We start from the raw sequence: 26,575 nt of genomic DNA on the forward strand, positions 1-26,575 counted from the left end.
TGCCCAGATGGCGATTGATTCGGTAAGACGGCTGTTGGTGGCAGGGCTGGTATTGCCTGCGTTTAATGAACCTGAGTCGGAACAGCCTCGCAACAGGAGAGTGAGACATGCAGACGATCGAACTAGGCGGCGAAAGCGTACCCCGTATCGGCCAGGGCACCTGGCATATGGGCGAGAACGCCGGGCAACGGCAGGCAGAGGTGCGCGCGCTGCGTGAAGGGCTGGACCTGGGCATGACGCTGATCGATACCGCCGAGATGTATGCCGAGGGCGGCGCTGAAGAAATTGTTGGCCAAGCGATTCATGACCGGCGCGATGAGGTATATCTCGTCAGCAAGGTCTATCCGCACAACGCCAGCGCCAAGGGTGTACAAGCCGCCTGCGAGCGCAGCCTACGCCGATTAGGCACCGAGACTATCGATCTTTACCTGCTGCACTGGCGCGGCCAGTACCCGCTGAGCGAAACAGTGGAAGCGTTTGAGCGGCTGCGCGAACAAGGCAAGATCCTGCGCTGGGGCGTGTCGAACTTTGACCTTGACGACTTGGCAGAGCTTGACGCGCCCGCTTGCGCCACCAATCAGGTGCTCTATAACCCTGAAGCGCGCGGCATTGAATACGACGTGCTGCCCTGGCAGGCACAACAACACATGCCGCTCATGGCTTATTGCCCCATAGGTCAAGGCGGCGCGCTACTGCATGACGCCGCTCTGCAACGTATCGCCGACAAACACAGCGCCACCACCGCGCAAGTCGCCCTCGCCTGGGCACTGCGTCACCCCGGCGTGATAGTTATTCCTAAAGCCGTGAATCTGGAGCATCTCAAACAGAACTTTGATGCAGATAAGGTCAGACTCGACGAAGATGACCTAGCACAAATCGACGCCGCCTATCCCCCGCCAACGCGCAAGCAGTCTTTGAAGATGGTATGAGGAGGCGCCATTAACGGCCCAGCACTGGAGCGATGTCATGTTACTGCCCGCCCCACAACCAAACGGCTGGATCCGCTTTCTTGCCCACCTGCTGTTTATCCTCGCTGCGTGGACGCTGTTTATCAAATACTTGTTTCCCATTGGCTACGCGCTGGCATACGGAGAGCCCTGGGCACGCTATATCTATTGGGATCTATGGCCGCTGGCACACATCTGGCTAGGCTGGGCGCTGCTCGCACGGCCCCGCTATACACGGGCATTGGCGGTGGGCATGTCCGTCATTGAGATTCTCATCATCGGCACGTTGTTCGTGCGTTTTCTCGCCGACCCTGAGTGGTCGATCTGGCGTACCAACTGGTTTGTGAATAAGGTATTTGTGCTGACCTGCTTTGTGCTGGTATTGGCAGCCACGGTGCCGGTGCAAAAGAACCTGAAGGAACGTCCGCTATGAACCCTCGCATCAAGCATCGCATCACGCGCAGACAAAGCCTTACGCTCATCGGTGCCACGCTCGCCGCCATGGCGCTCCCAACCATGCCGCGCTTTTTGCCAACACGGGCGGGATGCGTCAGAAGGCATTTGCGGGCACGGACAAAAAGCTGCCCGTGATTGGCATGGGCACTTGGCGCACGTTCAATGTCGGCAACGACCCTGAGTTGCTCGATGCCCGCACTGAGGTGGTCAAGGCATTCTTTGAGCATGGCGGCGGCCTGATTGACTCTTCGCCCATGTATGGCTCGGCGCCGGACGTGATGGGCTATGCCCTACAGCAGTTGGGCACGCCCGAGAGCCTGTTTGCCGCTGAGAAGGTCTGGAGCCCCGCCGGTGGTTCCGCCCGCGAGCAGGTGGCCGAGCTGAAAGAGCGCTGGAAGGTGGAGCAGTTCGATCTGGTGCAGGTACACAACCTGACCGACTGGCGCGAGCACCTGGCAGCGCTGCAGGAAATGAAAGCTGAAGGCATCATCCGCCATGTCGGCATTACCACCTCGCACGGGCGCCGCCACAGCGAGATCGAGCAGATCATGACATCAGCAGATATCGACTTCGTTCAGCTCACCTACAACATCACCCACCGCGAGGCCGAAAACCGGCTACTGCCCTTGGCAGAAGAGCGGGGCATCGGCGTGATCGCCAATCGACCTTACGATGGCGGCAGCCTGTTCAAGAACCTCAAGCGCCGTGACGTGCCATTGCCCGAATGGGCGCAGACGGAGTGCGGCTGCACAACCTGGGCGGACTTCCTGCTGAAGTTTATCGTCAGCCACCCAGCGATAACGTGTGCGATACCCGCCACCACCCAGGTCGAGCATATGCGCGAGAACATGCGCGCTGGCCACTCCCCCATGCCCTCGCCCAATGCCAGGCAGCGGATGACCGCGTATATCGAGTCGCTATGAACGAGTGGACGAGCTACCAGTTGCAGGACTTTATTCCTTTCACGGCAGATGTTTACTTTCGCCTGCTGGAGCGCATGGGCGAAACCTTCTGGCCGCTGCATCTGCTGACCCTCGCACTCGGCGCTGCCATCCTTGTGCTGGCGCTGAAACACCGCATGCGAATCGCCTGCCTGCTACCCGCCCCGCTCTGGGCCTTCGTCGCCGTCGCGTTTTTCATGCAGCGCTATGCAGAACTCAACTGGGCCGGGGGCTATGTTGGCGACGCGTTCATCGCCCAGGCCGTGCTGCTGGTGTTGATGGCGCTAACCGGATGGGGAATGGATAACGCACCACGCGCAACACACCCGCCGGTTGTTATAGGTATAGCCATCACCCTCTTCGGCCTGATATTCATGCCACTGCTAATGCCGCTGATGGCGCCGCTAAGCGGCGGCGCCTGGTATCAAGCAGAAGTGTTCGGCATACATGCCGACCCCACAGCGGTGACCACGCTGGGCCTAGTGCTTATCATACTCCGGGGGTTCGGCCTATGGATTGCCGCCATTATTCCAGCGCTCTGGCTGGTCGTTTCAGGCCTAACGTTGCAGGTATTGGATTCCACAGGCGCCGCCGTGCTGTTCGCCGTATTGGTGATTGCGCTGGCTGGGCTGGTTTGGAAAAGCATCAGCGCTCAGCGATAACGTCGCAGCACCGGTGCCGTTGACGCGAAGGCAAATAGGCTGCGTACCACGCTTAGCCTAGCTCCTCGCTATGTTTCGACTGAAGATAATCGCACATCCCCTGGACTCTTTCTTTGAGTAATTTGATGAGTTCGGGCTGCATAAATTCATAGTGAGCGAGAATATCCTGACAGACTAGCCGACTCCCCTTCAGTAGCTCTTCTCCATCACCAGGACGATGTCAGCCCACTTAATTAAGTCCCAAGAAACAAGGGTTTTAGTATCCGCCCCCATGCCCACCCCGATTGATTGAATACCGGGATAAGCTGAGAAGGCACTTTCAGCAGTCGGGCTAAGTAGCCTATTTTCGCTGCATATAAATAGAAGGCCCACAGTTCCTTCCTGGGATCCGGCTTTGAGGCATACCTGAAGCACAGTGTCGTAACATCCAACCACAGCAACTGAAATGCAGTGCCCTCTTTATTAGCCACTAAACAGGCTGCCGCCACCGCCAGACCAAACGATGGGCATTAAACATCAGCAGGTTGCCACTCACAATCATTGCTAACCCTATAAGTGTATCCGCATGCCACTGGTAACCCTCGAATACTGTTGATAGTGCCAGCGCAACCAAAGGAAACAGTACGGTAGCGTAGGCCGCTTTACTGGCACCAATACGGCCAACCAGCATAAAGTAGGCACCAAAGCCTCCCACCGATCCTATTACTGCTAAATAAACCAGGGCACCTAGATATATCGGTTCCGCTGGCAAGCTGAAACTGGCTCCCTGAGCCCAGGCAATCAACCCCATCAACATCCCCCCATACAGCATGGCAAAGGCGTTGGTGGTATTGATTTGCAGACCGCATCTCTGGTGCCTGACAGACACCATGTTACCCAGCGAAAACCCGTAGGTACCCAGCAACGTCAATCCAATGGCGCCCAGCAGTTCCAACGTAGCCTCAACTGTGACCAGATCCTGCCAGAAAATCAGCGCCATGCCCGGCAGAGCAAGGGCCAAAGCCAAGTAAAATACCCGAGGAATTGGTGTACGAAAGAACAGGTAGCCATTGGCCGCATTAAACAGTATCGACATCGAAAACAGGATGGCAATCAGGCCACTGGGTAGATAACCCGCAGCGGTATAGAAGCAGTAGAAATTCAGACCAAACACACAGCCACCCTGCAACAGGCAAAAAAGATGATCTCTAACTGACAGAGCCTGACGCCTGCGAAACAGCGCAAGCCCGGCCAACAACACCAGCGCGGCGATGAGAAAACGATAGAATACAGAGACCGGCACCGCCACGCCGCCCACTTGCCAGGCAATAGCCAGCCAGGTCGAGCCCCAGATCAGAACCGTTGAGATATACAAAAAGCTATTCATGACTTGCCATTCCCAGAGTCGTTAGTGCCAAGCATAGTGTCGGCTCACTCCGGTCGGCTGGCTTGCCCGCAATTGCGCAGTTTGTCTATTCTTGCGGTTGAATGGTTCGCTGGATTGAGTTTCGTGCTGAGCCTGAGTACTGTTAATGCAGTTCCCAGGAGCCGCCCATGTTCACCGATACTTTGTGCCACTACCCCAGGATGAAACAGACGCAGGCGCGTCTAGTGAGTAGCACCCAGCTAAAAAATGGCATGGCGCTGGCTCGTTGGAGTAATCACGAAGATCGTATTGAGAGAATTCACTCAAACCACCACACTCTGAGCGTTTATCTGAACGGCGCGGAGAACTCCCTACGCAGGCAGGGATCACAAACCATTGCCAGCGAGACCAGCAATAGCGTGTGTTTAATGCCCGCCAACATGGTCACCAGTTGGGACGTGCATGGGCCTATCTCACTAATGCATTTCTATTTCAGCGACACTCACCTGAGTCAGTTGATCGAACAGGTATGGGATAAAGATGGCCGAAGCGTGCAACTGGACGAAATCGACTTTGCCCAGGATGCCCTGCTCACTCAGCTGTTTTGCACCACCCTTGGCCAGAGCAACTGGCAAGACCCGCTAGATCAACTAGCGCTGGATTCCGCCACCCAAACGGCATTAATACACACCCTACGCCACTATAGCCAGCGCCGACTGCCAACTCTGCGCCCAACCGGTGGGCTGCCTACGTGGCAATTAAAACGAGTGGTGGAGTTCATTGAGCATCACCTGAACCAACCTCTCACGCTGACAGGCATGGCGGGCGTCACTGGCCTTAGTGATTACCACTTCTCCCGGATGTTCAAACAGACCACTGGTTACCCACCACATCGTTATGTGTTGCACCGTCGTCTTATCCGGGCGCAATACTTGCTGACGGAGACATTACTTAATATGACCGAGATCGCACTACGCTGCGGTTTTGGATCCAGCAGCCATTTCAGCAACCGCTTTCGTGCAGAGACAGGTGTCAGTCCTACTGAGTATCGGACGCAACAACGTAGCTAGGATTCTTACGAAGACTGCCTGCTACCCGTCCCGCTTTGGGCCTTTGTTGCCTCGCATTTTTCATTCAGCGCTATACAGAGCTCAACTGGTCCGGGGGCTATGTTGGCGACGCGTTCATCGCCCAGGCCGTGCTGCTGGTGTTGATGGCGCTAACCGGATGGGGAATGGATAACGCACCACGCGCAACACACCCGCCGGTTGTTATAGGTATAGCCATCACCCTCTTCGGCCTGATATTCATGCCACTGCTAATGCCGCTGATGGCGCCGCTAAGCGGCGGCGCCTGGTATCAAGCAGAAGTGTTCGGCATACATGCCGACCCCACAGCGGTGACCACGCTGGGCCTAGTGCTTATCATACTCCGGGGGTTCGGCCTATGGATTGCCGCCATTATTCCAGCGCTCTGGCTGGTCGTTTCGGGCCTGACCCTGCAGGTGCTGGATTCGACGGGCGCCGCCGTGCTGTTCGCCGTATTGGTGATTACGCTGGCTGGGCTGGTTTGGAAAAGCATCGAATCCAAGCGATAACGCCTCAGTGCCGTTGGTGCGGAGGCAAGGGCACTGGGTGCCGCGCTTGGTTAACGGTTTTGTTCGATATTTAAGCGGCGTTTGGTGGCGACCTTTTCTTATAAAAAACCGCTCGAGTCTTTTCCTGACTGTAACCCAAGATCTCATAGAACGCGTGCGACTGCTCTCTCAACGCATGGGCCTGCCCACAGATAACACTGACGTTACCTGATAGTCATTTTTTTAAATATTCCAACCCCTTTTAAAAGAAATGTTATAACATAATCAAAAATAAGAAAATAACACCACTTTTAACACCTTCCTGATTACCGAACTAAGGCCCCAATGTCATGAAAAAAAGAGCCCTCGTGCATAGCGACTCGACCTATAGTCTTTTGTTAACCAAGTCACCATCGTCAAGCGTGCCCAAGCTGTCATTCATCGGCACCGCATTAGGTTTTGTTTGCTGGGCTGGCGCCGCCAAAGCCGACCCAGACGAATCCAGTCGTGTTTCCAACGCCTTGCCGCCCATTACGGTAAACGCTTACAGAGAAGCCACTACAGAAGGAAGCGGCCGCTACACCGCGCCGGTGCTAACGGTAGGCGGCAAGAGCGCCGTGCCTGCCATGGAAATACCCTATTCGGTGAGTGTGATTACCCAGCAAAGGATCGAAGATCAAAACCTGCAAAGCGTCGAAGAGGCGCTGGAACAGGTCACTGGCGTGACGGTGACTCCCTGGGACGGCGCCACATCTCAGATCAGGTCACGCGGCTATTTTCTAGAGCCAAGCTACGACGGCGTGCCCGCCTTTGGCGGGTTGAACGCCACCCAACAATACGACTTGGCGATGTTTGATCGCGTAGAGGTTCTGCGTGGGCCAGCGGGCTTGTTTCAAGGCTCGGGCCAGCCCGGCGGCACCGTCAATTTTGTTCGCAAGCGAGCGCCCAGTGAAGCGCAGGCTAACGCGGCGCTAACGTATGGCTCATGGGCGAATCAACGGGCCGAGCTGGACGTTGGCGCGCCGCTTGATGCGGCAGGTGATCTGAGAGGTCGAATCGTGGTCTCAGGCCAAGATCGTGAATTTTTCTACGACGGTGCTGATGCCCAAAAGTACTTTTTCTACGGCACGTTGGATTATGATATTACCCCGTCAACGACTCTCTCGTTTTATGCGGCCACCCAAGACAGTGAGACCAGCCCTTTCTCCGGGCTGCCCGCTTATACCGATGGCCGACTCCTTGATGTCCCCAGATCCACCAATCCCACACCCTCCTGGGCCACCTACGATACCCAAATGACCACCTTCGGCCTTGAGGGGGCACACTACCTAAGCAACGGTTGGACTCTCAAGGCGTTAGTGGGCCATTCCCAAAGTGACTGGTATCTAAATGATGCCTACCCGAGCACTGGCGTCGATCCCGATACAGGCAATATAGACAGTTACACACGTAGGGGGTGGGATGACGAATCACAGCGAGAGTCGCTGGATATCTTCGCCACTGGCCCGTTTGCTCTATTGGGAAGAAACCACGAAGCAACGATTGGTTTCAACTACGAGCGCTATAGTGGCAAAACGCTTTATGGCGCCTACTCCACCGTTGAAGATATTCCGCTTGGGCGGCCCGACCTAGTGCCTGAAAACAGTGTCAGGCCCTACAATATGGGCTGGGGATATGAAACTGAACAACAGGGTATTTACTCTCAATTGCGGCTTTCGCCCATTGATCGTCTTACCGTCGTGATAGGCGGCCGACTCAGTAACTTTACCGACTCTGGTCGATATGTTTCTCCTTCAACGCCCACGGAATGGGAAACAAGCGGCCGCGAAAGAGATACCTTCACCCCCTCAGGCGGTCTGATCTATCAAATCACTCCACAACTTGTTGCCTACACCAGTTATGCCGACATCTTTATGCCCCAGTCTCAAACCAAGGTTACCGGAGAGACGCTGGAGCCACGCGTAGGTAAGCAAGTTGAGCTGGGAATCAAAGGTCAATTGAATGAATCCCAACTACGGTATAGTGCTGCGGTTTTTCGTACTCAGGACGTGAATCGCGCCTACCGTGACCTCGACAACCCTGGCTCATTTCTGGCAGCGGGCGAAGTCGTTGTGGAAGGGGCCGAGATTGAAATCAGCGGCAGCCCGATGGAGAACCTCAACCTGACAGCTGGTTACACGTACCTGACCAGCCAGTACGAAGTCGACCAGAACAGGAACGGTGAACAGTTCTCACTGTTCGAGCCAGAGCACTCACTTAAACTGTACAGCACTTACCGCCCAGGCGGCTCGCCCTGGCGAATCAGTACTGGCATGATCGCCAACTCAGCGATTGACGGTACCGGCGAGGAAGGTGTCCGAGAAGGCAGTGGTTACGCTATTTTTAATGCCCAACTGGGCTATGATTTGTCCGCTAATACCAGCGTGGCACTAGCGGTAAACAACCTAACAGACCGCCGTTACTACGCCCGAATTGGCGGGCTAAACAGTTACAATACCTATGGCGATCCCCGTAGTGTAGCAGTCAGTTTAAGGACCAAGTTTTAGAACATTTTTCTGGGTGTGGTCGATCTTGCCATGGTTCACCTCAACGTAGCGTATTACCTTCTGAAGGTGCCCATTGTTACTGGACAGGATCACCGTGCCGCGGCCAAACATCATAACCCCTATGATCTTCGCCGACTGCTGGCGCTGCTCCTCGTTCTCCTGGGTAAGGTGCCCCACCGGGATTGCTCAGGCAAAACTCCAGTGGGGGTTGTACAGCGCTGCCCTAATAAGGCAGGTGATTTGTTTGCTCAGACGCTTTCTGTGAGCTCAATCAGCCGCTGATAGGCGGCCGAGAAGCCTTCGAGTGAGACATCGGTTACTACTTCTTGACCGGAAATAGCTGTCATGACAACACTTGCCACGTCAGTGCCTTCCAGTTCTCCAATGACCTCATCGCTGAGTTCGAATTCCGCCACACAGCCAGCCGGTAAGCACGTACGATAGTCAGCGCCCAGTATCTCGTTTTCGGCGATCTTCACACGAACCCCCTCTGAAAGAAGCAAACCGAACGGCAGAACAAGAGTCGCCTTTGTAGCGGCCTCCGCCTTGCCGATGGCAAAGCTCAGTATTCGTTGCCCGGTATCCTGCTGCCACAATTTCTGTGACATTTGGCATACTCGCAGCATACTCTCCCCTTGCTGTTGATTGGCACATTGCACTGTCCAGCTGTCATATGTTTCAGATAGAGAGGTGGGCCTCTGCTTTTGGGTATCTTCTTGGGCAGTTGTAGTTGCAGATGGCAGAATGCCGATTAAAGCGACCAAAAGATAACGCATGAGATTTTCCTGTTTCATTTTTTAATGCTCGTTGAAGCGCAAGGGAATGCCTTATTGTTACACCCCTTGTGCGTGACTTGCGGTTCCATCACAGAGCTTCGTAGTAGCACGATGGCGGATATAATTAAGTTCACCAGCGCATCCGTACTCCGAATGTGCCGCTTATCATATTGCTGTCTCCGAAGTTCTCCATACTAGTGTTCACACGAGCCTCACCATAGATTGAGTACTTATCGTCATCCCAGCTTATTGCGCCACCCATGCCGATGCTGCCATGGAGAGAGTCGCTTGCTTGAGAAAACGTGACGTCCGACACCTTAATATCTGACGTCCCATCGGATTCATAAAGTAGATCCGATATGCCATAGACATTGACCCGGTTCGTACTGCCATTTTCACCCTGCCATTTGACATCGTAATTGGCAGCGACGCCAATTCGGCTGGTGAGACTTTCGCTACTATCTAACGAGACATCTGCTCCGAATTTATCCTCGAAGTCATCGAAACGAACCGAGTTATAGGTAAGTTGCAGCTGTGGAGTCAATGACCAGTTCTCACTGACCTCGATCCGTTGGCCTGCCTCAATGCTAAGGCCATAACTGTCTCCGCCGTTACCTTCGGCCAGCTCGATTCCTGCTGTCGAAGATCGAAGATCGCTGTCAGACCATGTCAGCTGTGCCTGCCCGTCCGCGTAGAAGCCGTTGTCGCCATACCAGGTAAGGGTCGTACCCAGGCCATAGACGGTCGAATCGATGCTTCCGTAACCGTATGGTGAGGCGATGCTAGATGAGATCGTGCCGTATTGGGCGAATACTCCACCCACGAACTGGCCAGCTTCATATTTCCCAACCACCCCATCGACACCTGCCTGAATTTTCCAAGTATCGATATCGCCAACCGCCTGGCTGGTAGACGCCTTAGGATCAAGGTCAGACTGCGTTGCCTCGATGCGTACCCACATGCCATCACCATCCAAAGGAGTGGCGTCTGAAGTCCCGACCTGGGGCGCCCCCCACATACGGTTACCGACACGCTGTTGCAACGTGTTGAAACGATTGAACTGCTGCAAGGTCGCTGCGTAGCTTTCGTAGATTGGAACGCCCGGTTGGTAGAGAGGGCGTCCAGAATCGGCACCATCCAGCAGAGCGGACCGAAGATACCAATTGCCATCAGTTGGGGAGGACACGCCGCCCTTGTAGAGCCGATAGGCATAGGCACCGCCAACCACAGCTGGTTGTCCTTCAAACACGTAGTCACCCAGCAACTCAAACGTGCCTTCCGACTTGCCGCCAACCTCGACGATGTTGATGCCGTCATCGGTTTGCGCGCCGGTATCATCAAGCGTAATAACATGCACCTTGGTCATACCCGAGGTGTCGCCGCCAACGATCAGTCGGTCGGCAGGACTTCCGTCCTCACCGAGCTCTGCTTCAATTTCAAGCGTCCCACCCGACCCTTCATAGTCGCCCGTCACGGTTAACGTACCAATGCTTTCGCCTGGCGCGACGATGCCGCCCTCCTCATTGTGAAGCTCACAGACGGTTCCGTTACCCCCTAGGCGCCCACCACTCTCGACCACGGTCGTCCCACACAGGTTCGTTGCAACGTTGACCGTGCCGCCGGTGATGCCAAATGTGCCCGAGAAGTCGTTGTTGGCGCCCGAGATTTTCAGCGTACCATCACCCAGCTTCGATAGCTCTCCCGAGCCGGTGAACACCCCTCCCCAGTCGAGAGAGGTTTCACCATCAGTTAAGATACCACCGTTGCTGGCCACCACAAGCTGCCTGTCCGTGGCAAAACTGGAGGTAGTTTTCAGGGTGCCGCCTTCAAGGCTCAGGCTGCCATCGGCCGCACCGAGATTTTCATCCGAGGAAATCGACAAGATTCCGTTGTTAATCGCCGTGTCACCGGAGTAGGTGTTGTTACCCGTCAGGATCAGCGTGCCAAGGTCAGATTTTACTAGCCCTATGCTCCCCTTAAGAACCGCCGCGATGGTCGCAGTGATGTTGGCACCGTCCTCGGTCGCATCCCCCACACGGATCACTGCCGGAGACATACCCGCCAAACTCAGGCTGTCGCCGTCAATCACGTAGCCATCCGTCAGGAACTGCATACCGGCCACTTCGACCTGGCCATAGTCATTGCTGACGCTGACGACTCCCTTCTCGCCGCCGAAGACAGCGAAGGCCCCGTTCGAAAAACCGGCATTCAGAGCTCCGTCACTATCGGTCCAGCTTTCTTCTCCAGGCGCCATATGCCAGACGCCGCTCCCGCCTCCGATGGAGCCGTCGAAACCCGGAGTAGAACCATCCCAGAAGTTGAACGCTATACCATCCGACACGACCAGGTTTACTTGATTGTCAATAGCCGTCTGCACGCGAACATCGGACGCGGGAAGAGCTCCCAGCGTTAGGCCGTTATTCGTCAGCCCACCAGCGTAGTTGAAAAGCCGATAAATGCCCGGCCCGAACACGCCGCCATCCGTCTCGGTGACATCGATCGTTCCATCCAAAGTCAGATCGCCCTTGACGTGTGTCAAGTCATTTAGCGAACCGCCGACAGTATTGGCGGCTCCCAGGTCATAGGTCAGTCGCGCCCCCTGGGCCATTGTCAGGTCACCCTCAACCGTCAGCGTTCCGGCCTCGCCCATTGCGGCGCCCGGTGCTAATGTGGCTCCGCCAAGAAGTGCGAGATCCCCACCAATTGTTCCGACACCGCCAATGGTCGCGCCATTCTGGATGAGCGTCTCACCGGTTACCGTCGTCTGGTCACCGTTGATAATCAACGTGCCGTCACTGACATTCGTCGCGCCGCCATAGCTGTTGTCAGCGGACAGGAACAACGTTCCTGCACCCGCCTTCACGAGATCACCGTCACCGGAAATCATCCCAGCGTGGTGCAGGTTCGCCTCCACCGTGATCGTGCCGCCAAGGCCGGCTAGGGTCGTCGTCCGTCTGGTTTCCATATTCGCCGTTGTCCGCAGAGTGGCACCGTTCAGAAGAACACCACCATCAGAGGCCCCCAGATTGGCATCCGACGACACTGACAGTGTGCCGCCATTGATCGTCGTTCCACCGCTATAGCTGTTATTGCCACCAAGAATCAGCGAGCCGAGATCGGTTTTGACTAGCGTAGCGTCACCGCCAAGACCGGCATTGAGTGTCGCTGTGAATTCCGCTCCCTCAAGCGTGCCATCGCCGACCCGGATGACCGCCTCCGTGCCATCAAGGGTTAGGCCATCGCCCCGAATGGTATAGCCATCCGTCGCAAACTGTAGCCCCGCGGCATGAATTTCGCCCGAGTCATCATTCGTCTCGACATCACCGGCACGACCGGCGAAGACGGCGAAGGAACCGTTATAGTACTGACCGTTGAGATCTCCAGTCGATTCGCTCCAGTTCGGATCGCCAACAAGCCGCCATACACCATCGCCGCCATCAATCGCACTGTTGTCGCGCTCGGGCACAACCGAGCCATCCCAGTATCGCAGTTGCAGCCCGCCTGTGCTGACTAGGTTGATCTGGCTCGCAATACTGCTCTGGACATGGTGATCCGGGGAGGAGGTTGTTAGACCATTGTCAGTTAGCGCCCCATCATAGCTGACCACGCGGTAGATCCCCGGACCGAAATCACCACCAGACGACCGAACCACCTGGATGTCACCGTCGAGGACAAGATCACCCGCAACCACCGTGTGATCGTTATAGGCACCGCCCACGACACCGGCCTGGCCGAAGCTGTATGAGAGGCTCGCTAACGGATCAAGGCGCAAGTCACCACCGATATGCAGCGTCCCTGGCTGGTCAGACATGCCACCGGGCGCCAGCGAACCGCCGCTGTCCACCAATACGTCGCCGCCGGTCGTTCCCATGCCGCCCAACGTAGCGCCGCCGAATACGGTAGTGGTACCGGTCGCCGAAGATTGATCGCCGTTGACGAAGAGCTGTCCGCCCAGAACATCTGTCGCACCGCCATAGTCGTTATCTGCCGTTAGAACCACGGCGCCGGCGCCGGATTGCTCTAACGCACCCGCGCCCGAAACCAGCCCAGCGAATACCAAGTCATCGGAGCGGTTGAACGCTAGCACACCGTCATTCAAAACATCGCCGGAAACCATCCCGCCAGTTCCGCCGGCGCCCAGTTGCAGCCTGCCTCCCTGAATTGCTGTGCCACCAATATGTGCACTATCGGCTAACAGCGTCAGATCGCCCGTGCCGGTCTTCGTCAGCGCGCCTGCCCCTTCAAGGGCCGATGTCAGGAACAGATCCGCCTGCGTATCCAGCGTTCCGCCGCCAGCGCCCAGCGAAACCACGCGGCCAGAGCTGAATGCACCCGTTGCGCGTAGGGTCGAGCCATCTAGCGACACACTGGTTCCGGCGGCCCCGAGGTTCGCGTCCTGCGCAACAGACACCACACCATCGCCAATCTCGGTTCCACCGCTATAGCTATTAGTGCTGCTCAAAGTCAGCGTTCCAGCCCCCCTCTTCCGAAGGGTGGCCACCCCCGAAACGGTGCCCGTAAGGAAAAGATCGGCCTGTGCGTCGAATGTAGCCTCCGTCCCCTTCAGCACCATGCCGCGTGCTGTCGAGATCGCTCCCGTGTTTCGAAGAGTCGCATCCTCAACTTCCACGCCAGTACCACCGGCCCCCAGATTTTCATCTCTGGAAATCTGTACCGTCCCGCCGTTAATCGTCGTACCACCTGTGTAGGTGTTCGCACCATCCAAAACTAGTGTCCCGAGGTCCGTCTTCACGAGTTCGCCCATACCGGCCAGGTTAGCCGCGATGGTCGCGCTATAATCCGCACCAGCCGCCGATCCATCGCCAACACGGATATTTGCTGCGCTGTTCAGGGAGATCTCGTCGCCCTCAAACCGGTAGCCATCGGTCGCCACCTGCATACCCGCGATCATGACCGCGCCACCAGTGTTGTCCACAGTGACGGTTCCCGCGTTACCTGCGAAGATCGCGAAACTGCCATTGTCGAAACCAGCACTGTACAGGCCCGTCTCATCGGTCCAGTTGCGGCCGGTCGCGGCCAGCCATGTCCCGTCACCGCCGTCGATCTGCTCGTTCGCGTGCGGGCCCACATCTCCGTCCCAGTAGCTCAGCGCGAGTCCATCGGAGCTCACTAGATTGACCTGATTAGCAACGGAGGTTTGCACCGAATAGTCGGGCGAGGCCACGTTTAGTCCGTTATCCGTCAGCGTCTCGCCGTAACTCAGCAGCCGGTAGATGCCCGGCCCAAAAGTTCCGCCGGGTGTTTCGGTTACATCGAGATTGCCATCGAGAGTCAGATCGCCGCCGATCACGACGTGATCGTTAAACGCCCCCCCGACCACCCCCGCCTGGCCGAAGTTAAAAGCAAGCATCGTGCCCGATGCCAGCTCAAGATCGCCATTGATTTTCAGGGTTCCCGTGTTTGCCGCGTCTGCACCGGGGGCCAGTGTCGCACCGGACAGCACCGCGACATCGCCACCGATGGTGCCCGAACCGCCCAGCAGTGCGCCATTGGCGACAGTAGTCGCACCGGTCGCGTCGCTCTGGTCGCCCATGACGAACAGCGACCCGGATGCCACATTCGTCACGCCATCGTACGAATTGGTCCCGTTCAAGATGAGCTTGCCGCTCCCGAACTGCATGACCGCCCCGATTCCGGAAACGTCGCCGGCGAGGGATGTATCTGCCGCTTGGCTGAACACGAGTTCACCGTCGTTCATCACATCACCAGCAAGGGAGGCCCACTGGGCATCATCACCTACCTGCAGAACACCGGCCCGAACCGTTACGCCGTCCACGTAGTCGTGCGCGCCCAAAAGGGTCATGGTCCCTGACAGGTCTTTGGATAGCGCTTCGAAATCTGCAAAATCCGTCTCGCTCAGAGACATAGCGCCAGAATTCGATATATCCAGAAGATCAGAGCCGTCACCACCACTGAAGCCCAGCGCTGCCGCGCCGTTATCCAGCACCGCGCCGTCGGCGATCCGCAGAACGTCATCGCCCGCGCCCAGTGTCGCCGTGCTGCCGATGGCGATCTCCATGCGGCCCTGGACATCAAGGAGATCGTTGCCACCGCCTAGGCCAACCGAGGCATGTAGCACGCCGCCCGGATTGATCGTGACGGTACTGCCCCCCATATCGCCGGTCAGAACCGTGGCGTCGCCACCAGGGGCCCCGACCGTGCCATTAATGACCAGCGCCGAGTCGCCCTGCATATCGACCGAGGCGGTTAGCAACTCGTTCTCAACCTGCAGCGTGCCCGCCTCGACCCGCGCCGCGCCGATGTTGTTGCTGACGGCTGTCAGGAGCGTGGTTCCCTGTCCGATTTGAGCAATGGTCCCCGGTCCACTGATCGCGCCCTCAAAGGAGAAGGCATCGCCACGGTTGAAGGACAGGATCGAACTAGGCGCGTTGACGATAACATTGCCCGCACCTGCATTCCCGGTCGTGCCGCCATCACCGACGACCAAGTTGCCATCGTTGATCACGGTATTGCCAGTATAGGTGTTGCTCCCGGTCAGCACCCAGGTGCCGGAACCGCTCTTGCCGAGCGTAGTGGCCCCGCCAGGACCATCAGTGATCTGGCCGCCTAGGGTGTTCATTCCGTTGCTCGTGCCGCCAAGCCCAACGGTGCGCGAACCACTACCGGAATAGGAGATGGGATCAGTATTAGTGAAATGAATGGCGCCGGTTCCCGACGACTCGATCGAGGTCGTCCCTTCGGAAAGCGTGAACAGCCGGTCGGTACTATCGCCCGCGCCGGTATAGCGCAGGACTGAGTTGTTACCGATCAACAGATTGGAGGCGTCGTTCGACGAAGCCCCGATGCTGCTGGCCTGACCGCCGTTAGAGAGCTTGTCAACGCCGAGAACGCCGCCGCTGATGGTCGTCACACCAGAATAGAGGCTGTTAGAGTTGCGCAGAATCCACGTACTGGCTCCACTCTTGGTGAACGATGTCACACCGCCGACTGCGTCGTTGATCTGCGCGGCAAGACTGTTGTCGTCGCTGCTCGTCCCCGCTAGGGTCAGCATGCGACTCGCACTGGTTCCGATGAATTCCATCGCGCCGGTATTGGTGAACGTGATGGGGCCAGTTCCGTTAGCGAGCAGCACGCCGCCGCCAGAGCCCAATGTGAACAGCCGGTCGGTCGTGCCACCGTTGCCGTTGTATTCCAGCAGGCCGTTGTCAAGGATGAGATTCGCGGCGTCCGAAGACGAGGCCCCGATGCCACTGTTCTGGCCACCATCAGCCAGACAATCCACCCTGATCCGCCCATTACTCTGCATGCGGGTCACGCCGGTATAGCTGTTGTCGCACCCACTGAGGGCCTGCCCTCTAAAACCGCCGTGCTCTTTAGTGATGCCACCGGTACCGCTTATTGTACCGGAAAAGGTATTCCACCAGATGCTGTTTGTAGTCAGTGTGGCATCACCGAGATGAATATCGCCGGCGCCTTCAAATCCGGCAACCGTTGAGTCGTATCCGTTCAGATCCAGCGTCGCTAGATTCGAAATGCGCGCAGTTCCTGAGCCAAGCGCGCTCTCCGACTCCGCACGCAACGTCCCGTTGTAAATTAAAGTGTTTCCGCTAAACGTATTGTTCCCGGACAGGACCAGCGTGCCAGCCCCCTCCTTGATCAAGCCATTGGTACCGACGATGGCACCCGAAAACTCCAGGTCCGTGTCTGCTTGTGCGACGTCGACCGTGCCAGCGCCCCCAGTCAACGTCATGCCGCGATCAGTGGTGGCATCTGCTCCAGTATAGGTTAGCCGTCCACCGTCAAGAACCAGATTAGAGGAGGCGTTACTGGACGCACCAATGCTGCTCGATTCACCCCCATCCGCGATGCAGTCAACGGATAGGTTGCTGCGGACGGTCGTGACACCAGTGTAGTCGCTGGCGCAGCCGTTGAGCGTCTGTGCCCAGCTGTCGATGGTCAAGGCGCCGTCGCCAGTGATCGCGCCCGTAAATGTACCGCCCCGGGTAGTTTTCAGCTCGGCACCGGCCAGTTGGACTGTTCCGGCACCGCGCAGCCCGCCAACCTCATTATCGAACCCGTTGAGATCCAGCGTGCCCGCCGCGCCAATCTCCATGTACCCAAGAAAACTGCCCGCTGTACCAAAGACTTCGGAGGTGCCAGCACGCAGGGTGCCAGCATTGATTTGCGTACCGGTGCTGTACTGGTTCTTTCCGGCCAGTGTCAGGGTGCCCGCACCCTCTTTGATCAGCGTACCCGGCCCAGTTCCTACACCGCTCAGCGTGAGGTTGGTTGCGGCATCACTAACATCGAAGCCGCCATTACCCTGGGACAGTAGGAAGCCCCGATCGCTGCTCGTCGTGGCGCCTGTATATTGCAGCATACCGCCACTTTGCAGTTGCAGGTTCGAGGCATCGCTACTGGAAGCCCCGATGCCGCTGGCCTGCCCACCATCCGCAAGCGTGCCGACCGAAAGCGTGCCGCTGGTGATCAAGGTCTGGCCGGTATAGTCATTGGCCGCGTTGGTCAGTGCCAGCGTCCCGCTGCCGTATTTTGTCAGGCTGGCATCTTCGGCGCCTGTCACCAGCCCCGAGAATTCGAGCTGGGTAGAGCCATTGACCTGAATCGTGCGCTCTGCCCCCCCATTAACAAGCGTAAAGCCGCGATCTGAGCTGGAATCGCTGCCGTCGTAGATCAACTTGCCGCTTTCCAGTACGAGGTTCGTGGCATCCGCCGACGCCGCCCCGATGCTGCTGGCTTGGCCTGCATCAGCGACATATTGGATACGCAGCGTCCCACCGCTCAGAACCGTTGCGCCGGTGTATGTATTATCCCCCGTAAGCCGCACTTCGCCAGTACCGGCCTTGGTGAATCCGACGGCGCCACTGTTATCGGTGATGTCGGATTGGATGACGAAGTTGCCGGCGCCGTTGTGAAGAACGCCAAGCGACCCGCCGCCTGCGGGGCCGGTCAGCGACCCGCCGGTAATCCAGTGATGGGTCGTACCGGTCGTATCCGCGACGATGATCGTGCCGTCGACGCCAAGGGTCGCCGAATTGTCGATCGTTACGGTACTGGTATTGGCGACAGTGTATTTCAGCCCACCCAGATCGGTGTCGGTCGAAACAGTCCCGAAATATTCGGTTCCAGGCACGCCGCCTTCATCGGACACGACGTCGCCATCGACCCAGGTTCCGGCGTCGTCTTTGTTAGCGTAGACGGTCCTTGCCACGATTTCGCCACCCGAAACCTGGGCATAGTCGGTTCCGTTCACCGTGGCCCACCCGCCCAGGGCGGTGGTACTTGTGAGGATCGAGCCGGTGCTGGGTAAGGCGAAGTCGATCAGACCGCCGGAATGGATGATATTGCCAAGATCGAGATTGGCAGCGCCGCCAGTGCCGGAAGAAACCTGGATCCGGTTGCTACCCGCCGCGATTTGGGTATCCGCGAAACGCTGGTTGTTGGTTTCGCCATCTGCGCCACTGACCTGCAAGCCGCCACCGCGCATGACCAGCGTTGAGGCGGAAGACGCGATATCGTTTTGAGGGGCCGCCGCATCAGCAAAATCGAGCGCCAGATTTCCTCCGTTTACCACCGTGTCCCCGGTTGTCGTGCTCTCGCCGGTCAGGGTCAGCGTCCCGGTCCCGGTCTTCACCAGATCGCCGGAGCCGTTGAAATCGCCCGCGAAGGTCGTCGAACTATCACTGTCCACGGTCAACGCAGAGACGCCGCTCAACGAGATGCTTCCGCCGGCCCCTGAAAGGGCACTCACCGTTGTCGACACACCGCTCAGGTTCAGCGTGCCACCGTTTACCGTAAGATCTTGGGACCTCAACCCAAGCGCTTCAGCATGCTCAAGGCGGAGCGTGCCGCCCTCGATTGTCGTGGCACCAGTGAAATTGTTAGAGGCCTGCAGGATCCAGGTCGAGCCTGCGGCGCCATCCATTACGAGGTCGCCGGTACCTTCGATCGAGCCCGAGAGCATGTTCATACCAGCATAACTGCCGCCCAGGGTCAGTTGGTTGCCACCACCGGTAAAGGTCATATCTCCGGCCAGATCCAGTCCGCCGCTACCTGCATTGCTCAGGCCAACTGTTCCCGAGAGTGCGACCGCTCGATCACTGCTGTCACCGCTTCCGGTATAGACCAAGTTGCCATTGGTGATCGAAAGATCACCATCCGCGCCGGTCCCGAGCGCGCTGTTCTGGCCCGTGTTCGAAAGCTTGTCGGCCTCGACTGTCACATCTCTGATCGCCACGCCGCCAGAGAAGGTGTTCACGCCCGACAGAATGATGGTGCGGTCCGTGTCTGTGCCCTCGAAATAGACGCTCCGGTCGTTTGAACTGCTGATGACGCCCGATAGGTCAAGATCCCCGCTATTTGCCTGAAAACGCATAAGCGCGGTACCGGTGCCAGTGCCGGCGATATCGCCACTCAGGCTAAGGGTACCGCTACCGTTATTACGCAGAATCCCGGCACCCTGACCGCCCGGGCGCAGTTCCCAGTTGCGGTTCGACGAGGCACCACCCCCGATGTAGCTGGCAACACCCGCGCTTCCGCCAGCGGCGGATACGACGACAGTGCCGTTTGCGATCGTATTAGCGGCACCAAGCGCGCTTTGAACGCCTAGGTCGCCAATCGAGGTGAAACTGCCGCCCCCGACGAAGAACACCTGACCGGTGAAGTCGTTGGCGTCGTTGGTCAGGCTGGTCTGCCGGGCCCGCAAATCCCCAGCCCCGGAAAACATGGCGGACCCGGCACCGTCCTGGATGGTTACCAATCCGTCCCCGAGCGTGACGTTACGCGACGCGGAAAGATTGTCGATACTCTGCAATGTCGTCCCGCCAGCCATCGCGACCCCGTTACCCGCATCCCCCAGTGCCGCATCATTGTTCACCAGCAGGGACCCGGCACCGATATTGATACTTCCCGAAAGCGTGTTGGCCCCGTTGAGAAAAAGCGTCCCGTCTCCAGATTTCGACAGGCCATTATTGCCGGCAAGAACCGACTGAATTTCACCCTGCCCCGTTGCCACGTCGACTGTGGAACTGCCAACAAGGGTTAGAGTGCCGTCGGTCACCACATAGCCCGACGTCTGAAAGCTCAGGCCTTCCGCAGCAATATCGTTGCCTAGGGTGATGGTGCCGGATGTTCCCCCCAAAATCGCCGTATCGCCCGCCGCGTTGTCCCAGAAAGTGTAGGGGCCGCTGACTCCGTCGTCGTTAGGACTCCATGCAAGATTGCCGGTGCCCGTGCTCCAGGTGCCGGTCCCTCCGTATCCAGGAGCCGTACCGTTCACGTCCCAATAACGATCTTCGGCCGACGCCGACGAGGCTAGAGTGGCGAGAGCCACTACTGCTGCCACTTCAGGCGCACGAACTGGGATACAGAACAGCCCGGGTGCGCAGCTTGCCGCTCGCCCTTTCCATTTCGTCAGCCGCCCTCCGCGACAGAAGCGCCGCCAAGCTACCTTATCGTTATCGTTATCGTTATCGTTGCCGTTGCCGTTGCCGTTGCCGTAAACATTCTTTCTGGGAGCGGCACGAAGAAAAGGTGATAACTGCATCAGAGTTGTCCTTTACTGCGTCTGTCCTAGTGGGTTTGTTCTTGGGAACGCTGAAGCAGCATTCTAAAGAGACGCATTTATAGTTTTCGTTAGAGACTTATGCCTGATGCTGCTGAAGGAGTCTGCACCTTGCTGAATTGGTGATAGACTTCTAGTAATACAGTATTAGGCTTACTTAGATCTTATTGTATCTAATTTAGATTTGCCACTTAACCACTCGGTGTCTCGCTGAACCCCAGTTTTCGGCAGTGGCATTAATGCGATGTCTCCCCGCGATTGGGGTCATTTGGCTTTATAAAGTGGCCTACCTAGCGCAATTCGTATGGGAAGGATTTCTGCGCGCGCCATGCTGTTTTGGGCTCATCTAAGGGGTATTGCACTGTTTTAATCGAACCTGCAAAACTATCAAAGCGCCTACATCGAATCGTTCAATGGACGTTTTCGAGATGGGCTTCTGAATAAGCAATGGTTCACCAGCCTGCATCGCGCCAGAATCGTCATCGAAGCGCAGCGGCTGGAATACAACGAGTAAAAACTAAAGAAGGGGCGGGAGGATTAAAGCACTCTGCCTATGCCGAGCAGTTAGTGGTAAAACACGATAACATCACTTCGGCCTCTAAACCCGGCTACTACTGAAGATAGGGTGACGTCGTCGACGCTGGTGTATTCTTTTGGCGTAGATGTTAGATATTTATATCAACGCAGTGCTCCTTTTTAAAGATTTTTCTAGCCCATTTAGCTAAAAAAAAGCGTTAGCAAAAGTGCTAACGCTAAAAACAACCTTACGATGCAGCCAGGTTCAGTTCATTATCCGTAATAGTTTAAACTCAACTAGCCATAGCTATATAATTAAATATAACTGCTCACTCAGACCTAAACCGCAGGTTAAAACCGATAGATAACACTTCCTTGTAGGCGATCAATACTTCCACTACGGCCATCCACAGTATGCCGTGCAGCATGAGCCAACTCAATTCCGTAGGTTATGTTATGACCAGGGTTCCATTGGTAATTAATATGCACAAGCTCACGCTCTTCATCATAAGCGCTTATGAACTCATTTGAACTACCAGTATTAACAAGAGACACGCCATCGCGCTCGGCATCATCCCAATCTGCATTAACAAGTGAGTATGAAACGTTAAAAGCACCGGGGCCTATATCATGGCTAATGCCAATCGTTCCCCCCCATGCAAAGATGGTTTCTAGCTCGTTGCCTGCTCGATAAGCTGAGGGTGCGGGGTTTACTTTCATGTAAGCCCCAATGCCCTCACCGCCGGTAATCTGACCACGCAACGTCGTATTTGACGTAAGCGCGTAACTAGCTGCGACAAAAGCTCCCCACCCGATTTTTGAGTCTTTTGCTGCACCATCGTCAAAGGCCACTTCTCGAATCATGGCAGCTGATGCCCAACGTAATGCACCAGCCAATGATTCGTACCGAAGCGTAATGTCTGGCAAGCCATCTTTACGATCAACATCAGTACCAGCAATGGATCTACCACCGGTTACTGCATCGTAGCCTCCGTCAAAAGAGTTGCCAGACATGGCACCACTCGGATCCTCAATAGCAACATGAAAATTACCTACTGAATACCTCAACTGTGCTTGTCGAAGGAATGCATCGCGACCTGCGGGGCCAGTAAAATCAAGCGTAGGAGTGGTGCTGAGAAAGGTGTGAAAATTGCTCCACGTTTGCCCTGCCGTAATACCGTTCCATGAGCCATAGGCCTGGCGCAGCCGGAGATTACCGAAGAAAAAATCGCCCTCGATATTGGTAATCAAGTCACCTTTCTCTGTTGGTGTTGTAGTGCGGATACCTAGGCGTGACTCATTCGCATGCAGATTCGAATGCCCACTTGTGCTTGGTTGGCCATCCACAGCAATTTTAGAGAAGTTCACACTATCGCCCATACCATTGCTATTTCCGGCCTTAACTTCGCCACTGTCATACATCACATCAAGCTTAGCGTAACCGTATAAAGAAACGTTGGTTCCATTCACATCATAATCAATTGCAAATACAGAAGGAGTAACGAATAGAAAAGAATATACCAAGAAAAGAAGTACTCTGCGCCACAACAAAAACTTATTCATATCTTTATCTCTATATTTTTAATACTTTTATTTTCAACTTAACTCAGGAGCCTAAAGACAAGCTGAGAAGACATTGCGAAAATGGTCACCAAACCCAGTAGAGCAAGCGTGGTTTGCAAAGGGCCATTTTTTAGGTCCCCCATCACATCTTCACGTCTTGTCAAAAGAAAAAGAATAATTCCCAAAAAAGGTGCCACTAGAACGGTTAAGGCTTGAGCGATGATAATTAGCTCAATGGGAGAACCTTTCGCCACCACAGCAACCGTAGCTCCCCAAGCCAACACCCCATATACAAGCGGCTTGACTCTCCATCCGGATAAACTGCTGTTCCAGCCCAAAGCATCAGCTAATAGAGTTCCTCCTGCGGAAGCATTTGCCGCCATTGATGAGAAGGCTGCGGCAAAGAACCCAAGGCTGAACAGTACCGCACCCACCTTTCCAGCCAGTGGCTCCAATACGCTTGCCAGCTGTGGGAAAGTCGTAGCAACAGTACCAGTGGAGTGAAGTACCGCTGAGGCTACAATGATGATGAGCATTGCCATAAATGCGGTAGCCACATTTCCCGGCAGAGTGTCCATTAACGTAATGGCTCGGTAGTGCTGCCGGTTCAGCTTTCTTTCATGGATGGCATAGCCAGTATAAAACGCTGAATTAATTGAGAAATTTGTACCGATCAAAGCAATTAAAAGAACGCTAGCTTCAGCAGGAAATTTGGGTATAAGGCCTTGCGCAGCAGCGGCCCAATCTGGGTCACTCAGTATGGTTGATGCTAAAAAACCTACTGACATAAGCCCAATCAAAGCGACCAACAAGCGCTCCATCGCCTTATAAGTATTACGCATGGCTATTAATAAACTTACCGCTACTGTGCTAGCGAGCGTCCAGCCTACTACCGAACCTCCTAAAAGCAGGCTTAGCGCTAAACCAGAGCCAACGGCATTGCCTACAGCAAACATCAAAGTGATAGAGAACACACCTAAACCAGCCATTACCCCGACTGGACGACCAAGCTTATGCTTAGTTACTTTGATAATAGAGTCGCCTGACGCAAGCCCCAGCCGAACGGCCATATCGTTAAACACAAACATTAGCACTGCAGACACAAGGATTACCCAAAGCAGCATGTAGCCATATTGGCTGCCTGCCTGAACAGCGGATGTCAGCGCACCGGGTCCGAAACGCCAAGCGCCAGCAACAAACGCAGGCCCCATTAACGCAAGCATTTGTGGCAACGTCAGATAGAACCGAGATTGATCGTTGTTTGTCGCAGGGGGAAATGGCCTTGAATCATGTTTGGTATTCATACTCATCCTACGCTCCTATTAAATTTATTATTTAGGATGCATTACGGTGATGCTTAATTGGCATCACCGTTCGGGGACGCCCAGCGCCTAAGGATTCGTCAATCCCGGTTAGGCTAACCCGGCTTGTTTCATAGCAGCAGCAATTTCACGATCTGCGCCTTCGGCTAGCGGACGAAGCGGAGAGCGCACAGTAGCGTGATCAAGAATACCCCGGGCTACCAGTGCCCATTTTAGAGCCACAGTCCCTTCCATATGCGAACCACGGTGATAGACATTCTTGGTAACTGGAAGGAGGCGATCATGCAATTCGCGTGCCTTGGCATAATTCTTGGCTTTTCCTGCTTTGATCAGTTCGATCAGAGGCTCCGGTGCAATACTGCCATAGCCAACTAGCGCACCATCGACATCAAACATGGTGTGAAGCAGGTACTCATCATGACAGGTCAGAATTTGTAGATCCGGGTGCTCAGCGCGAATGACAGGAATTTCAGTATCCCAGCGCTTCATATTGCGAACACCATTTTTCATCGCAAACACACCAGGTTGAGCCGCAATATCAAGCTGCGTCTGGAGGTTGTAAGTGGCTTTCGTGTTGTCCGGATACTGGAAAAGAATCAGCGGTAGCCCACTTTCCTCATGAATGCGGCGATAGCGCTCTTGAGGCGCTCCTTCCTGATAACCAAACCTTAGCCAGCCATGAGATGGGTAGACTAGACCAGCAGATGCGCCCGCCTCGACAGCACGCTTTGCTTCTTCGGCTGCAACATAGTCGCCTTCGCGAGTGATGCCCGCAATAATCGGGATCTCACCTTTTACCGATTCAACAAATGCCTCAATAACGCGCGTCTGCTCGTCAGAGGTCATGAATGTACCCTCACCAGCGTGGCCAAGAACAACGAGACCTTTAACGCCGTCGATGCCGCCCAACCAAGAGCCAAGCTTCTTGATTGCTGCAAAATCAACCTCGCCATCGCGAGTGAAGGGGGTAACCGGTGCGGGGGTCAAACCTCGGAGATCGAGAGACATGATGATTCCTCTTGTATGGTCGTGTTATCGTTCCTGGGAACGATTGCAATCCTTTCACCAAATACACCACATCGAAAATTAGACGTTAGTCTACGACTCACAAATGATGTGTGGCTACGGAAAGCAAACTAATAGTAAATCAGTGGGGTTAGCGTCATATCGCTTATAAGATCGCTGTAAAACCGATAGAATGGTTCGCCTAAATGCCTGTTTATGCGAGCCACCACAGAGGTTCAGTAAGCCACCTCACGTCATGGAATAATATATTCATGAACGGTAAGCCTATAACTATGCAAGACGTTGCCAAAGCCGCGGGCGTCAGCACGTCTACAGTCTCTCGCGTTCTTGATGAGCGCCTTCCGCCTACCAATAGCCCAGCCGCTCAACGGGTTAAAAAAATGGCGGAAGAACTCGGCTATAAGCGTGACATTCTTGCCTCCAGCTTAAGGCGAGGTGGTACAGGCACTATCGGTGTACTGGTGCCCCGACTGAGCGATACAGTCATGGCTCTTATCTACGAAGCGATCTCTAAAGTTGCTCAAGAACGTCACTATTTCGCTATCGTAGCAACCAGTGGTGACGATCCTGAAAGTGAGCGTCAAGCGGTTGAATTGCTTCTTAATCGACGTGTGGATGGCCTAATTTTGGCTACCAGCCGACTTGATGACCAGTTGCCATCTCAACTGCGTGACAGGGGAGTTCCTCACTCATTGGTGCTTCGTACCGATGGTAAAAGCCCTTCTGCCTTGGGTGACGATATTCAAGGTGGATACCTTGCTACGCGGCACCTCATCGACCTGGGGCACCGTGACATTGGCCTTGTTGCAGGGCCTAGCTTTACCTCTAGCGCTCGCGATCGACAAAAAGGCTTTCGCAAAGCAATGAGCGAATCAGGGATTCCTGTGCGTGAGCCATGGATTATCGAGTCAGGCTATGGAATCGAAGCTGGCGAGGAAGCAGGGCTGGCTCTGCTCTCACAGGATGAGAGGCCAACAGCCATTTTTGCAGTCAACGATAACCTCGCTATTGGCGTGATGGCTGCTGCACATAGACTTGGCATTGAGGTGGGCAAAACGCTTTCATTAGTCGGATATAATGATATCCCTCTTGCCAGTCGCCTTCCAGTGCCGCTCACGTCTGTATACATACCTTTTGACTATATTGCACAACAGGCTGTCGACTTACTGCTAAGCGATAAACACTCTGGCTCGTCGATCAATAGAGTGGCTATGCCTAGCTTGATCCCAAGATCATCATCAGTCCGACATATATAAAAAATAATGAATACGCAGTATTAAGTCATTATTCTGAGAGCCCTCCCAATGCTAATTTAAATTATTGCTGAGGGCTATTC

General features: G+C 55.5%; 15 protein-coding genes. 9 read left to right on the forward strand and 6 right to left on the reverse strand.

Annotated elements, in window-relative coordinates; all coding sequences use genetic code 11:
* The first annotated feature begins 107 nt into the window (after positions 1 to 107).
* The 4 genes from ACUVOF_RS01425 to ACUVOF_RS01440 all read left to right on the forward strand — a co-directional run bounded on the left by ACUVOF_RS01425 (position 108) and on the right by ACUVOF_RS01440 (position 3,006).
* A complete protein-coding gene (locus ACUVOF_RS01425) occupies positions 108 to 929 on the forward strand; it encodes an aldo/keto reductase (RefSeq protein WP_447042664.1) in 822 nt (273 codons plus the stop codon).
* Positions 930 to 966: 37 nt separating this feature from the next.
* Positions 967 to 1,380: a hypothetical protein gene (locus tag ACUVOF_RS01430; protein WP_447042665.1), complete on the forward strand. Its 414-nt coding sequence runs from the start codon at positions 967 to 969 to the stop codon at positions 1,378 to 1,380.
* A 112-nt stretch (positions 1,381 to 1,492) separates the two neighbouring features.
* Positions 1,493 to 2,326: an aldo/keto reductase gene (locus ACUVOF_RS01435; RefSeq protein WP_447042666.1), complete on the forward strand. Its 834-nt coding sequence runs from the start codon at positions 1,493 to 1,495 to the stop codon at positions 2,324 to 2,326.
* Positions 2,323 to 3,006 (forward strand): MFS transporter permease, encoded by a 684-nt coding sequence (locus tag ACUVOF_RS01440; protein WP_447042667.1) that lies wholly within the window; start codon positions 2,323 to 2,325, stop codon positions 3,004 to 3,006. Before ACUVOF_RS01435 ends, ACUVOF_RS01440 begins: the two co-directional genes overlap by 4 nt.
* A 469-nt stretch (positions 3,007 to 3,475) precedes the next feature.
* On the opposite strand, the gene ACUVOF_RS01445 is transcribed toward ACUVOF_RS01440, so the two are convergent.
* Positions 3,476 to 4,372: a DMT family transporter gene (locus tag ACUVOF_RS01445; protein ID WP_447042668.1), complete on the reverse strand. Its 897-nt coding sequence runs from the start codon at positions 4,370 to 4,372 to the stop codon at positions 3,476 to 3,478.
* 167 nt (positions 4,373 to 4,539) lie between these two features.
* On the opposite strand from ACUVOF_RS01445, the gene ACUVOF_RS01450 reads away from it, so the two are divergent.
* The 3 genes from ACUVOF_RS01450 to ACUVOF_RS01460 all read left to right on the forward strand — a co-directional run bounded on the left by ACUVOF_RS01450 (position 4,540) and on the right by ACUVOF_RS01460 (position 8,473).
* The gene (locus ACUVOF_RS01450; RefSeq protein WP_447042669.1) at positions 4,540 to 5,421 is read left to right on the forward strand and encodes a helix-turn-helix domain-containing protein; all 882 of its coding nucleotides are present in this window, start codon (positions 4,540 to 4,542) and stop codon (positions 5,419 to 5,421) included.
* Positions 5,422 to 5,585: 164 nt separating this feature from the next.
* The gene (locus tag ACUVOF_RS01455) at positions 5,586 to 5,948 is read left to right on the forward strand and encodes a hypothetical protein (RefSeq protein WP_447042670.1); all 363 of its coding nucleotides are present in this window, start codon (positions 5,586 to 5,588) and stop codon (positions 5,946 to 5,948) included.
* 347 nt (positions 5,949 to 6,295) lie between these two features.
* On the forward strand, positions 6,296 to 8,473 hold the full coding sequence (locus ACUVOF_RS01460) for a TonB-dependent siderophore receptor (RefSeq protein ID WP_447042671.1): 2,178 nt from the start codon (positions 6,296 to 6,298) through the stop codon (positions 8,471 to 8,473).
* A gap of 248 nt (positions 8,474 to 8,721) precedes the next feature.
* On the opposite strand, the gene ACUVOF_RS01465 is transcribed toward ACUVOF_RS01460, so the two are convergent.
* Together ACUVOF_RS01465 and ACUVOF_RS01470 are read right to left on the reverse strand one after the other, a co-directional pair.
* Positions 8,722 to 9,267: an invasion associated locus B family protein gene (locus ACUVOF_RS01465; RefSeq protein WP_447042672.1), complete on the reverse strand. Its 546-nt coding sequence runs from the start codon at positions 9,265 to 9,267 to the stop codon at positions 8,722 to 8,724.
* A gap of 112 nt (positions 9,268 to 9,379) precedes the next feature.
* Complete coding sequence (locus ACUVOF_RS01470; RefSeq protein WP_447042673.1) at positions 9,380 to 20,794, reverse strand: autotransporter-associated beta strand repeat-containing protein; 11,415 nt, start codon at positions 20,792 to 20,794, stop codon at positions 9,380 to 9,382.
* 394 nt (positions 20,795 to 21,188) lie between these two features.
* Here ACUVOF_RS01470 and ACUVOF_RS01475 point away from each other — a divergent pair, with 394 nt between their 5' ends.
* The gene (locus ACUVOF_RS01475) at positions 21,189 to 21,326 is read left to right on the forward strand and encodes an integrase core domain-containing protein (protein WP_447043216.1); all 138 of its coding nucleotides are present in this window, start codon (positions 21,189 to 21,191) and stop codon (positions 21,324 to 21,326) included.
* 353 nt (positions 21,327 to 21,679) lie between these two features.
* On the opposite strand, the gene ACUVOF_RS01480 is transcribed toward ACUVOF_RS01475, so the two are convergent.
* From ACUVOF_RS01480 to ACUVOF_RS01490, 3 genes are all read right to left on the reverse strand, one after another.
* The gene (locus ACUVOF_RS01480) at positions 21,680 to 22,891 is read right to left on the reverse strand and encodes a DcaP family trimeric outer membrane transporter (RefSeq protein ID WP_447042674.1); all 1,212 of its coding nucleotides are present in this window, start codon (positions 22,889 to 22,891) and stop codon (positions 21,680 to 21,682) included.
* A gap of 38 nt (positions 22,892 to 22,929) precedes the next feature.
* Positions 22,930 to 24,201: an Nramp family divalent metal transporter gene (locus tag ACUVOF_RS01485; protein WP_447042675.1), complete on the reverse strand. Its 1,272-nt coding sequence runs from the start codon at positions 24,199 to 24,201 to the stop codon at positions 22,930 to 22,932.
* Between the two features lie 102 nt (positions 24,202 to 24,303).
* Entirely contained in the window at positions 24,304 to 25,221 is a 918-nt protein-coding gene (locus tag ACUVOF_RS01490; protein ID WP_447042676.1) for a dihydrodipicolinate synthase family protein, read from the reverse strand.
* 269 nt (positions 25,222 to 25,490) lie between these two features.
* Between ACUVOF_RS01490 and ACUVOF_RS01495 the strand changes: the two genes are divergently transcribed.
* Positions 25,491 to 26,495 carry a LacI family DNA-binding transcriptional regulator gene (locus ACUVOF_RS01495; RefSeq protein WP_447042677.1) on the forward strand — a complete coding sequence of 335 codons (1,005 nt, stop codon included), beginning with the start codon at positions 25,491 to 25,493 and terminating at the stop codon, positions 26,493 to 26,495.
* Positions 26,496 to 26,575 lie beyond the last annotated feature (80 nt).

It is taken from the genome of Vreelandella sp. H-I2 (genome assembly GCF_052959335.1).

What these genes read in the sequence shown, in the direction of transcription:
- ACUVOF_RS01425 (WP_447042664.1), top strand. Translation starts at nt 108, where the DNA reads ATGCAGACGATCGAACTAGGCGGCGAAAGCGTACCCCGTATCGGCCAG.
- ACUVOF_RS01430 (WP_447042665.1), top strand. Translation starts at nt 967, where the DNA reads ATGTTACTGCCCGCCCCACAACCAAACGGCTGGATCCGCTTTCTTGCC.
- ACUVOF_RS01435 (WP_447042666.1), top strand. Translation starts at nt 1,493, where the DNA reads ATGCGTCAGAAGGCATTTGCGGGCACGGACAAAAAGCTGCCCGTGATT.
- ACUVOF_RS01440 (WP_447042667.1), top strand. Translation starts at nt 2,323, where the DNA reads ATGAACGAGTGGACGAGCTACCAGTTGCAGGACTTTATTCCTTTCACG.
- ACUVOF_RS01445 (WP_447042668.1), bottom strand. Translation starts at nt 4,372, where the DNA reads ATGAATAGCTTTTTGTATATCTCAACGGTTCTGATCTGGGGCTCGACC.
- ACUVOF_RS01450 (WP_447042669.1), top strand. Translation starts at nt 4,540, where the DNA reads ATGTTCACCGATACTTTGTGCCACTACCCCAGGATGAAACAGACGCAG.
- ACUVOF_RS01455 (WP_447042670.1), top strand. Translation starts at nt 5,586, where the DNA reads ATGGATAACGCACCACGCGCAACACACCCGCCGGTTGTTATAGGTATA.
- ACUVOF_RS01465 (WP_447042672.1), bottom strand. Translation starts at nt 9,267, where the DNA reads ATGAAACAGGAAAATCTCATGCGTTATCTTTTGGTCGCTTTAATCGGC.
- ACUVOF_RS01470 (WP_447042673.1), bottom strand. Translation starts at nt 20,794, where the DNA reads ATGCAGTTATCACCTTTTCTTCGTGCCGCTCCCAGAAAGAATGTTTAC.
- ACUVOF_RS01480 (WP_447042674.1), bottom strand. Translation starts at nt 22,891, where the DNA reads ATGAATAAGTTTTTGTTGTGGCGCAGAGTACTTCTTTTCTTGGTATAT.
- ACUVOF_RS01485 (WP_447042675.1), bottom strand. Translation starts at nt 24,201, where the DNA reads ATGAGTATGAATACCAAACATGATTCAAGGCCATTTCCCCCTGCGACA.
- ACUVOF_RS01490 (WP_447042676.1), bottom strand. Translation starts at nt 25,221, where the DNA reads ATGTCTCTCGATCTCCGAGGTTTGACCCCCGCACCGGTTACCCCCTTC.
- ACUVOF_RS01495 (WP_447042677.1), top strand. Translation starts at nt 25,491, where the DNA reads ATGAACGGTAAGCCTATAACTATGCAAGACGTTGCCAAAGCCGCGGGC.